Origin of the sequence: Aeromonas sp., from assembly GCF_051657805.1 — a bacterium.
Classification (GTDB): Bacteria; Pseudomonadota; Gammaproteobacteria; order Enterobacterales; family Aeromonadaceae; genus Aeromonas.
In genome coordinates this window covers 624112-635035 of record NZ_JBOFLJ010000024.1, presented here as the reverse complement: position 1 = coordinate 635035, position 10924 = coordinate 624112, and the positions used below count along the sequence as shown (strand labels likewise).

10 protein-coding genes, 1 tRNA gene and 1 pseudogene are annotated in these 10924 nt (G+C 59.2%); 10 read left to right on the top strand and 2 right to left on the bottom strand.

Features of this window, described 5'->3' with window-relative positions:
- The first annotated feature begins 1 nt into the window (after position 1).
- From ACRCYW_RS11945 to galE, 6 genes are all read left to right on the top strand, one after another.
- Positions 2-481, top strand: coding sequence for a DUF2878 domain-containing protein (locus ACRCYW_RS11945; RefSeq protein ID WP_438550305.1), 480 nt, complete (start codon positions 2-4; stop codon positions 479-481).
- Positions 478-696: a TIGR02450 family Trp-rich protein gene (locus ACRCYW_RS11940; protein WP_438550304.1), complete on the top strand. Its 219-nt coding sequence runs from the start codon at positions 478-480 to the stop codon at positions 694-696. The genes ACRCYW_RS11945 and ACRCYW_RS11940 overlap by 4 nt, the downstream gene beginning before the upstream one ends.
- A 241-nt stretch (positions 697-937) precedes the next feature.
- Positions 938-1405 (top strand): Dps family protein, encoded by a 468-nt coding sequence (locus tag ACRCYW_RS11935; protein WP_100860823.1) that lies wholly within the window; start codon positions 938-940, stop codon positions 1403-1405.
- 231 nt (positions 1406-1636) lie between these two features.
- Entirely contained in the window at positions 1637-3286 is a 1650-nt protein-coding gene (gene hcp, locus ACRCYW_RS11930; RefSeq protein ID WP_438550496.1) for a hydroxylamine reductase, read from the top strand.
- A 107-nt stretch (positions 3287-3393) separates the two neighbouring features.
- Positions 3394-4389, top strand: a complete 996-nt coding sequence (locus tag ACRCYW_RS11925) for an FAD-binding oxidoreductase (RefSeq protein ID WP_438550303.1) — start codon at positions 3394-3396, stop codon at positions 4387-4389.
- A gap of 83 nt (positions 4390-4472) precedes the next feature.
- Positions 4473-5486: a UDP-glucose 4-epimerase GalE gene (gene galE / locus ACRCYW_RS11920; RefSeq protein ID WP_438550302.1), complete on the top strand. Its 1014-nt coding sequence runs from the start codon at positions 4473-4475 to the stop codon at positions 5484-5486.
- A 190-nt stretch (positions 5487-5676) separates the two neighbouring features.
- Here the strand turns inward: galE and ACRCYW_RS11915 are convergent, their stop codons facing one another.
- Positions 5677-6426, bottom strand: coding sequence for a DsbA family protein (locus ACRCYW_RS11915; protein ID WP_438550301.1), 750 nt, complete (start codon positions 6424-6426; stop codon positions 5677-5679).
- A 198-nt stretch (positions 6427-6624) separates the two neighbouring features.
- Between ACRCYW_RS11915 and ACRCYW_RS11910 the strand changes: the two genes are divergently transcribed.
- Positions 6625-6712 (top strand) — tRNA-Ser (locus ACRCYW_RS11910).
- A gap of 60 nt (positions 6713-6772) precedes the next feature.
- Here the strand turns inward: ACRCYW_RS11910 and ACRCYW_RS11905 are convergent.
- Positions 6773-7475 (bottom strand): annotated as a pseudogene (locus ACRCYW_RS11905) (IS3 family transposase); the annotation flags it as partial.
- A 326-nt stretch (positions 7476-7801) separates the two neighbouring features.
- Between ACRCYW_RS11905 and hcp1 the strand changes: the two are divergent.
- From hcp1 to ACRCYW_RS11890, 3 genes are all read left to right on the top strand, one after another.
- Positions 7802-8320, top strand: coding sequence for a type VI secretion system effector Hcp1 (hcp1, locus tag ACRCYW_RS11900; protein ID WP_438550283.1), 519 nt, complete (start codon positions 7802-7804; stop codon positions 8318-8320).
- 326 nt (positions 8321-8646) lie between these two features.
- The gene (tssI, locus tag ACRCYW_RS11895) at positions 8647-10500 is read left to right on the top strand and encodes a type VI secretion system tip protein TssI/VgrG (RefSeq protein WP_438550300.1); all 1854 of its coding nucleotides are present in this window, start codon (positions 8647-8649) and stop codon (positions 10498-10500) included.
- 9 nt (positions 10501-10509) lie between these two features.
- Positions 10510-10917, top strand: coding sequence for a DUF1795 domain-containing protein (locus ACRCYW_RS11890; protein WP_438550299.1), 408 nt, complete (start codon positions 10510-10512; stop codon positions 10915-10917).
- Positions 10918-10924: the final 7 nt, after the last annotated feature.

The window sequence follows — 10924 nt, the reverse complement described above, 5'->3', positions numbered from 1 at the left end:
GATGTGGCCCTGGGCCCAGCTGCTCGGCTTCAACCTCTACTGGTGGCTAGCGGTGAAGGTGCAGCAGCCTGGCCCCCTGCTGCTGATGCTGGCGCTCCACCTAATCTGCTCCCCGAGCCGCTCTCGGGATCTGCGGCGCTGGCCGCTGGCTCTGGCGGGCTGCCTGCTTGATGCCCTGCTCTGGCAGCTTGGCATGTTTCGCTTCGATCAGGGGTTTCCCCTCTGGCTGGGATTGCTGTGGTTCGGATTTGTATTGACCCTGGGCCAGGGGCTGCGCTGGCTGCTGGCCTTGCCCCGCTGGCAGCAGGGAGTGCTCGGCATGGTGGGGGGAGCGGGTTCCTATGTGGCGGGAGCGACCATGGGATCAGTACACTTGTCTTGGGGCATCGGGATCAGCGCCCTCGTCCTCGCGCTGATCTGGGTGTGGTGGTTACCCGTACTGCTGTGGGTAATGGTCAAGCTGGAGGGTGAGCCAAGATGAGCACCTTTTCGACCGACACGCTGCTGTTTTCGAAGTGGACCAGGGAGGGCCAGCAAGGGCCGAATGCACACTTCTATCTGGTGGTCTCCTGTCAGCGGGATGCGCAGGGCCAGCTGGCTCGCGTGGTGCTGCAGGATATCAACACCCTGCAGGAACAGGAGCTGGATTGCCATGAACTGGAAGACGCGGCTCGCTGGCACATGGGTTGGAATTAGCCTGCTGCTGGCAGGCTCCCTGGCCCCGGTGCCAGCGAATGATGGGGTCCAGGCATCGTCACCTCCCTGGCTGCAACTGTTCGCGACCCTGTGGCCGGGCGTGAGTACTCGCTCGTTGCCCCAGAACCTCTATCGATAGGCATTCACTATGGATAAACAAGGGAAAGTCGATTGTCCTTTGAGTCTGTGCGGGGATATCCTAGCCCTGTTCCCGAATTTGATGCCCACCTGGAGGTGAATGATGAAGAGCCCAATCGGTCTTGATACCGTTCAATCACAAGCCCTGGCCGCCGAGCTGAACAAGTTGCTGGCCAGCTACCAGATCCTCTACATGAACGTCCGTGGTTTCCACTGGAATATCCGCGGCAACCAGTTCTTCGAGCTGCACCTGAAGTTCGAGGAGATCTACAACGACCTGCTGCTGAAAGTCGATGCTTTGGCCGAGCGCATCCTGACACTGGACGGCGTGCCCATGCACAGCTTCAGCGACTACCTGAAAGTTTCCGCCATCCCCGAGCAGAAGGGGCTGCACGACGGCCGTGCCTGCGTTGAATCCCTGCTGGACAGCTTCCGCGAGCTGCTGGTGGCCCAACGCCGCATCCTGGGGCAGGCCGCCGAGGCCGGTGACGAGGGGACGGCCTCCATCCTGTCTGACTATGTCCAGCAGCAGGAAAAATTGGTCTGGATGCTGCGCGCTTACCTGGCCTGATAGTTTGAACAGGGGGGAGCAGTGCGTCTATCCGGCCTGCTTCCCCGCCACCCGAATCCTGAGTTGTCTCTCCTTTATGCACCCAGTTGCCGCCCTTTCGGGCGGCTTTTTTGTTTTTGATCTGCATCAATGAAACCTTAATTGGTAAATTGAATGTCTATTAAGTTTTGAACCAGAAGCATAGAATCGCCACAAAACAAGCAACTGAAATGTCCAATTAGGAGAGGCATGATGTTTTGTGTGCAATGTGAACAGACAATTCGTACCCCGGCAGGCAATGGCTGCGCTTACGCACAAGGCATGTGCGGCAAGACGGCAGAAACCTCGGATCTGCAGGATGTGTTGATCTATACCCTGCAGGGCCTCAGTGCCTGGGCGCTGGCCGCCCGCGAGCACAACATCGTCGATGACGAGATCGACGCCTTCGTGCCCAAGGCCTTCTTCGCCACCCTCACCAACGTCAACTTCGACTCCGCCCGCATCGTGGCTTATGTGAACCAGACCCTGGCCTACCGCCAGCAACTGGCGGCCAAGCTGGCCCCCTTGGCCGTGCAGCAGAGCGAGCTGCCCGCCGCCGCTCGCTTCGAGCCGGGTAGCGAGCTGCTGGAGCAGCTGGCCCATGCCCCCCAGACCGCGGTCAATCGCGGCAAGAGCGAGGTCAACGAAGATATCATGGGGCTGCGCCTGCTCTGCCTCTACGGCCTCAAAGGGGCCGCCGCCTACATGGAGCACGCCCGGGTGCTGGATCAGCAAGATGCCGGTGTCGCGGCCGAATTCCACCGCATCATGAGCTGGCTTGGCACGGATCCCAGCGATCTGGATCCCCTGTTCAAGTGCGCCATGGACATAGGCCTGCTGAACTTCCGTGTCATGGAGATGCTGGATCTCGGTGAAACCACCGCCTTCGGCCATCCGGAACCGACCCAAGTCCGGGTCACCCCTGTGCCGGGCAAGTGCATCCTGGTCTCCGGCCACGACATGGTGGATCTCAAGCTCATCCTGGAGCAGACCGCTGGCACCGGCATCCATGTCTACACCCATGGTGAGATGCTGCCGGCCCTGGCCTATCCCTTCTTCAAGCAGTACCCGCACCTGGTGGGCAACTACGGCTCCGCCTGGCAGAACCAGCAAAAAGAGTTTGCGAACTTCCCCGGCGCCGTGGTGATGACCTCCAACTGCATCATAGATCCCAACGTGGGCAACTATAGCGACCGCATCTTCACCCGCTCCATCGTCGGCTGGCCGGGCGTGACCCACCTGGAAGGGGAAGACTTCTCCGCCGTGGTGGCCAAGGCGCAGGCGCTGGATGGCTTCAAGCACGTTGAGCTCGAGCACTTCATCACCATCGGCTTCGCCCGCAACGCCCTGATGCAGGCCGCTCCGGCGGTGATCGACAAGGTCAAGGCCGGAGAGATCAGCCACTTCTTCCTGGTGGGGGGCTGCGATGGCGACCGTGCCGAGCGCGCCTACTACACCGAGTTTGCCAAGGCCATTCCGCAGGACAGCCTGCTGCTGACCCTGGGCTGCGGCAAGTACAAGTTCAACAAGCTCGATTTTGGTGACATCGGCGGCATCCCTCGCCTGCTGGACGTGGGCCAGTGCAACGATGCCTACTCCGCCATCCAGCTCGCCCTGGCCCTGGCCGAAGCGTTCGAGTGCGGCGTCAACGATCTGCCCCTGACCCTGGTGCTCTCCTGGTTCGAGCAGAAGGCCATCGTCATCCTGCTCACCCTGCTGGCGCTCGGCGTGAAAGACATCCGTACCGGCCCGACCGCCCCCGCCTTCCTGACCCCGGCCCTGCTCAAGGTGCTGGAAGAGCAGTTTGGTCTGAAAGGTACCACCACGGCCGAGGCCGATCTGGCCGAGATCCTGGCGGCCTGATCCAGACTCCCTGTGCCTGACGTATTCAGCATGTTGTAAGCCTTTGGCGAGCCTGATGGCTCGCCTTTTTTTCAAGAAGATCGCTATCAGACAAGAGGAGCCTTGCGATGACCTCCACCTCTTTCACCCTCAGATGCATCGGTCGCCGGGCGGACACCCACGATGTGGCGAGCTGGCAGTTCGCACCGCTGGCGGGTGACCTACCTCCCGTGCTGGCGGGCCAGTGCATCACCCTGCACACGATGATCGACGGTCAGCCCCAGTGCCGTGCCTATACCCTCTCCTCCAGCCCGCAGGATGCCTACTGGCAGGTTACCATCAAGGACGTGGGCCTGGTCTCCCATCACCTGCACCAGAGCCTGCAGGTTGGGGACGAGATCCGGGTCGACGGCCCCTTCGGCGACTTCAACCTGAGTGCGCTCCCCTGCGAGCGGCCGCTGCTCTTGAGCGCCGGTTCCGGCATCACCCCCATGTGGGCCATGTTGCGGGACGAGCTTGCCAAGCGACCGGACGCCGACATCCGCTTCATTCACAGCGCCCGCTCGCCGGAGGATGTGATCTTCGCAGACGATCTGGTCGCCCTGGCCGAGGCCCACACTGGCGTACGCAGCGCCCTGGTACTGGAACAGGCCCCGGCGGCTCATCCCTGGGTCGGGCGCCTCAGCCCGGACATGCTGAGGGAATTGGCGCCGGACCTCCTGAGCCGCCACGTCTACCTGTGCGGGCCAACCCCCTATATGGCGGCGGTGAGCGCCATGCTGGCGGAGCTGAGGTTGCCTGCCGAGCAGTTGCATCAGGAGTCGTTCGGTCTGCCTGCTGCGGCGCCGGTTGCGGCTGGCAGCGACCACTTCTGGCTGACCCTGAAGAAGAGCGGCAAGAAGGTCAAAATACTGCCGGGTCAGACCCTGCTGGCGGCGCTGGAGGGGGCGGGGGAGACCATGATGGCGGCCTGCCGCGCCGGGGTGTGTGGCGCCTGTCGCTGTACTACCACGGGCGAAATCGAGCGTCAGAGCGTGATGACCTTGAGTCCTCAGGATCTCGAGAACGGAGTCGCACTGGCCTGCTCCTGCACCGCCAAGGGGGATCTCAGCCTGGATTATTGATGGTGTCATCGGAGCCTCGTGCTTTTCTCGCATCGGCCCGGCGGGTACACTCAGCCCAGTTTCATCAGAACACGGGATTAGACATGACAATATTGGTCACAGGCGGCGCCGGTTATATCGGCTCCCATACCCTGGTCGAACTGCTGGAGGCCGGTCAGCGCGTGGTGGTGCTGGACAACCTCTCCAACGCCTCGCCGGAGTCCCTCAAACGGGTCGAGCGGATCACCGGCCAGGCGGTCACCTTCGTCGAGGGGGACATTCTGGACAGGGCCAGTCTGCAGCGCCTGTTTGCCGAGCACAGGATAGAGTCTGTCATTCACTTCGCCGGCCTCAAGGCGGTGGGGGAGTCCAGCCAGATCCCGCTCACCTACTACCAGAACAACGTGACCGGCACCCTGGTGTTGTGCGAGGAGATGGCCAAGGCGAGCGTGTTCCGGCTGGTGTTCAGCTCGTCCGCCACCGTCTACGGCGATCCCGCCTCCGTGCCCCTGCGGGAAGATTTCCCCACCGGCGCCACCAACCCCTATGGCCGTTCCAAGCTGATGGTGGAAGAGATACTGCGGGACCTTTCCAAGTCCGACCCACGCTGGGCCATCGTGCTGCTGCGCTACTTCAACCCGGTGGGCGCGCACCAGAGCGGCCTCATCGGCGAGGATCCCAACGGCATCCCCAACAACCTGCTGCCCTACATCAGTCAGGTCGCGGTGGGGAAACTCAAAGAACTGGGGGTGTTTGGGGATGACTACCCGACGCCGGATGGCACTGGGGTGCGCGACTATATCCACGTGGTGGATCTCGCCATAGGCCACCTGAAGGCGCTCAAACGCATCGAGAGCGACACCGGCGTGTTCACCTACAACCTGGGTACCGGCCAGGGTTACTCAGTGCTGGAGATGGTCAAGGCGTTCGAGGCGGCCAGCGGTCGTCCCATCCCGTATCGGATCAAGCCCCGCCGCCCCGGCGACATCGCCGAGTGCTGGGCCGAGCCGACCCTGGCCCGGGACGAGCTGGGCTGGCAGGCAGAGCGGGGGCTGGAGCAGATGATGGCCGACACCTGGCGCTGGCAAAGCCAGAATCCGGACGGTTATCAGGCCTAAGCTGCGAAGCCGTGATCAAGGGTCATGCGCTGCTCGGAAACCTCATTTATTCATATAAACTCGGGTCCCTGCGCTGCTCTTCGCCTTGCTGACAGCTTCTCGCGACGGCTCATCAGGCCTGATGGTTTGCAGCATGAATAGCAAAACGCCCCGACATAGCGGGGTGTTTTTTTATGGGCGAGAGGCTGGCTTACTGGATGCTCTTGCCCGCGCGCACGTCTTTTACTATGGCCTGCAGGCTCGCCAGATCGCGGGGGGCGCCGCGCAGGATCTGGTCGCCGATGATGAAGGCCGGGGTACCGGAGATGCTCATGGCTTCCGCCAGGGCGCGGTTGGTGCCGAGGTTCTTGTCGATGCTGCCATCCTTGATCTTGGCCTCGACCTTGCTCCAGTCCACGCCGGCGGCCTTGGCGACCTCTTTCACCTGTGCCTCGTCAGACAGCGGGCCCTGATGGGCATACAGCTTGTCGTGGAAGGCCTGGTACTTGTCAGGCTGACCGAGCTGTACCGCCAGGGCGGCGCGGGCGGCGTAGTAGGAGGTCTCGCTCAGGATGGGGAACTGCTTGTAGATGTAGCGAATGTCCTTGTCCTCGCCGAGCAGCTGCTTGACCAGGGGATGGGCGCGCTTGCAGTAGCCGCAGTTGTAGTCGAAGAACTCCACCACGGTCAGGCTGCCCTTGGGATTGCCGCTCTCTGCATCGTTATTGCCATAGAGCTGCTTGGCATGGGCCTGGATCAGCGCCTTGTCACTCTCGGCCTGCTGGCTCTCCTGCTTGGCACGCAGGGCGTTGGACATCTCGACCAGTATCTCCGGATTCTTGACCAGATAGTCGCGCACAATCTGCTCGACATCGCTCTTGGTCAGCTCACTCGCCTGCAGCGGGGCGGCAAGCAGGGTTGCGCCGGTCAGAGCGGCGCACAGGGCATGTTTGATTCTCATAAGTCCATCTTGCTGGGGATATGGTAGTGGTCCCTATAGTGGGTGAGTCTGTTTTCAAGTCAAGTTATCCGGTTGAAAAAGCGCGGCTTATGCCCAGTTTGCAGGGTTTGTGCGTCATTTAGGCCAATAAATCGGCAAACGGACGGGGCGGGGATTTACAAGGGGGGTAGCGATGGGTAGTATTCGGCGCACTGCTGCGGAGGGGTGGCAGAGCGGCTGAATGCACCGGTCTTGAAAACCGGCGATGGGCGACCATCCGTGGGTTCAAATCCCACCTCCTCCGCCATCTATAGGGCCCAACTGATTTATTCGGTTGGGCTTTTTTATTTGCGTTTTTGGTGTGTCACTAGGGTTGATGTAGTGGTCCACTAAATCCGGATACGCAGTTAAGCCGCTTTTCGGCTTCTGCTGGCGGTATTCCACCCGGGTACTGCCAGTTGTAGCAATCCATCAGGTAGTAGCTGAATATCCCGCTTCGCTTCCCGCAGGCTCATGTAGCCCGTAGCCCGTAGCCCGTAGCCCGTAGCCGGGAGCCATTTCGTCTTGAAGCTTCTGAACAACCGTTCCATCGCCGCGTTATCCCAGCAGTTGCCAAGCCGACTCATGCTCTGGGTCATGCGATAGCACCACAGCCGTTGCCGAAATACCCGTCTGCCCGCTGAGCCTCGGCTCTTGTTGAACTGGCGCCGCAGCTCGCTTCGTTGTTGTATCCGCTCTCGGTCAATGGTGCGGATACGAGTCAGATAGTCGTAAAAACAGGAAGTTGGGATACCGAAAGCGCAACAGACCAGGGTAGTGGGGCTTGCTCCCTAATTCGGTCTATCAGCGCGTACATTCGAGCTCGTCCGCCATCAAGAGAGCAGTAGCTTTTTTAGAATTGCCTTTTCGCGTTCAGGTAGGTTGATGCGGGTTTCCAACTCCTGGATTTTCTGTTGCTCTGGGGTCAGCGCCTTGCTGATAGGGGTTGTGCCAGTTCGTTCGGATTGAAGTTGCTGAATCTATCGGCGAAGCACTGTTTCGCCGACATCCCGTGAGCGGGTCGGCTTCGGAAACTGATTGTTGAGAGACATACTGCAGATCCTTACTGGAACGTAGCCAGGAGTTCGATTCAATGAGATTGCATGAGTGGAAAACCAATAACGCTGGTTAATGATCCCAACTTGCGCAATGCATTGCCCTATCGTTAGTTTTAATCTCCATTTGGGTCTTTTTTGCGATGCATGTAAGCTGTTTGAGCAAAGATTTGCTCAAGGTAAAGCAATTGAAACGGGTTGTGTTGGTAAGTGATTGATAAGTAATGTGGTGAATAGTTGGCATGGTCGCTGCTGTTGGCTGGTTGAGTGTCATTACCGTTCAACCAATCAGGAGCATACTCATGCCAACTCCATGTTATATCAGCATCGAAGGTAAAACCCAGGGCAACATCACCGCCGGTGCCTTCACCTCCGATTCCGTCGGCAACATCTTCGTGCAGGGCCACGAAGACGAGATGCTGGTGCAGGAATTCCAGCACGTCGTCACCGTGCCGACCGACCCGCAATCCGGTCAGCCTGCCGGCCAGCGCGTCCACAAGCCGTTCAAGTTCACCGTGGCCCTGAACAAGGCCGTGCCGCTGATGTACAACTCCCTGGCCTCCGGTGAGATGCTGCCGAAAGTGACCCTGAAGTGGTACCGCACCTCCGTCGAGGGCAAGCAGGAGCATTTCTTCAGCACAGTGCTGACCGATGCCACCATCGTCGACATCGACTGCCAGATGCCCCACTGCCAGGATCCGGCCATGTCCGACTTCACCCAGCTGATCCAGGTCTCCCTGGCCTACCGCAAGATCGACTGGGAGCACACCGTTGCCGGTACCTCCGGTGCGGACGACTGGCGCGCGCCGATCGAGGCCTGATCCTCGCGTTCTTACCTTGCTATCCCTTGTAAGTAGTCTCGAATGTTGTGGCCGGTGTACACCGGCCTTTTATCCCGTATTTCTCCGGGCAGTCTTGGGCTGCCGGAGTCTTTATGTTTTGCCATTCCCCTGCCTGGTAAGTTGAAGCCGTGTTGGTGAGTGCGGAGTGATGGCAAAGCAAAAGGGGTGTTCTGTTATGCAGACACAAACAGCGTATTACCCGTCATGTTGCTTCTCTTTGGTGACCGCTTGTGTACCAGGGAGGGCGATATCGCGGTGTTTTGACAGGTTTCGGGCCCAGTTTCGAGAGGTGATAGGGATATATCATGGCTAATCAGACCGGATTGCAGTTCACCGTTAAGGTAGGTGCGCTGCCCGCTCCCACCTTTGTGGTGGCAAGTTTTGAGCTTAACGAGGGGCTCAATCGTCCATTTGATCTTCATCTCGAGCTGGCCAGTCTACTGAGTGACATTGACTTCGGTGCCGTGTTGGATCAGCCCTGTGAACTGCTGGTGTGGTACGAGGGGAGTCTTCAGCGCCGTGTCAGTGGCGTGGTGGCGCAATTTGCTCAGGGCGATACCGGGTTTCGCCGTACCCGATACAGCATGGTGGTGAAGCCTGCACTATGGCGGCTCTCCTTGCGTACCAATGCCCGCATCTTCCAGGCGCAGAAGCCTGAAGAGATCCTCTCCATCTTGTTGCAAGAGCACGGTATTACCGACTACGCCTTTGCCCTGAAAAACGAGCATGCCCAGCGTGAATACTGCGTTCAGTACCGTGAGAGCGATTTGGCTTTTTTGGACCGACTGGCGGCTGAAGAGGGGATGTTCTACTTCCATGAGTTTGAAGCAGGCAAGCACAGGATCGTTTTTGCCGACGATGCTGCTGCGTTGCAGGAAGGGCCTGCCCTCTTTTTCAATCTGGCCAATCAAGGGTTGCAGCAGGGGGCGTTTGTGCGCCGGTTCCATTATCAGGAAGCGGTGCGTCCGAGCGATGTAGAGCTCAAAGACTACAGCTTCAAGACCCCGGCTTATGGCCTGTCTCACAAAAAAATGGGGGCTGAGCTGGAACATCAGCGCGATAGCTACCAGCACTTCGACTATCCCGGTCGCTTCAAGCAGGACCCGAGCGGCAAGGCGTTTGCCCAACATCGATTGGATGCGCTGCGAGCCGACGCGGTGACGGGCAATGGGCACTCGACAGAGGCTGGGTTGATGCCAGGACTGAGTTTCGCACTATCGGAACACCCTGCACCTGCACTCAACATTGCCTGGCAAGTGGTGCATGTGACACACACCGGCAAGCAGCCTCAAGCATTGGAAGAAGAAGGCGGTAGCGAGCCCACGGTGTATTACAACTATTTTGGGGTGGTAAAGGCCACCACCACCTGGCGTGCGCAGATGCCTCATAAACCCCTGGTTGACGGGGCGCAGATTGCCACTGTTGTGGGGCCAGCCGGGGAAGAAATCTACTGCGATAAATATGGCCGTATCAAGCTGCAGTTCCCCTGGGACAGGTATGGCGCCAGCGATGAGCACAGCTCTTGCTGGGTCAGGGTCGGTCAGGCCTGGGCCGGAGGTGGCTATGGCATGATGGCCATTCCGCGTATTGGTCATGAAGTGATTGTGTCTTTCCTTGAAGGGGACCCTGATCAGCCCATCGTTATTGGCCGCACTTATCACGCGACCAGCCTTCCCCCTGAAGGATTGCCTGCCAATAAAACCCGTATGTCACTGCGTAGTAATACCTACAAGGGTAAGGGGTTTAACGAGTTTCGTTTTGAAGACAAAGCGGGTCAGGAAGAGGTGTTCCTCCACGCTCAACATGACATGAACACTGTGGTGCTCAACAACCGCTCAACCTCTGTTAATGCCAATCACACGGAACAGGTGGGTGGGAGTCAAACCGTGGCCGTTCAGGGTAACCAGACAATGTCGGTCAAGCTGGACCAGGTGACCGAGGTGCAGGGTGAGCAAACCGTGGCGGTCACCAAGAATCGCAGCACCATGGTCAATGACAATGAATCGCTGCAGGTGAAGAACAATATCGCCATCCAATCGCAGGATGGGGACATTCTCATTGCCACAGCCGGTGGTTATATCGCCATCGACAAAGAGGGCAACATCGCCATTACCGGCAAAGGCCTCGTGTTGAACGGCACCCGCATTGATTTGAATTAAGGATGTGACATGTATCAGATGAATGAAGGTGCGCTGCTGATACCCCAGCAATGGCGCGATGAGTCCCTCCATGTGTTTGTATTGCCGGGCGATACCGTCAATCTGGTGGTCAATCGTTCACCGTTCGAGTTTGGATTGGCACCAGAGACAGTCTATCAACAGACGCTTTCGCAATTTGCGGCTCACCTCAAGGGCTATCAGGAATTGGCCAGCTGGGAAACACAGCTGGATGGGCAGGCCGCTCCAGCCATCGAGTACACCTGGCGCTCGACCGAGGGGCCGATGCACCAGGTCGTGGTGATGCAGGTGAGGGGGGCGTTGCTGCTGACCTTTACCATCACGGCAGCCGGTACCTTGCAAGACGAGCAGAAACAAGCCCTGCTCGACGTGATTGCCACCTTTAAAGCCGTGAGCTAAGGGAGGG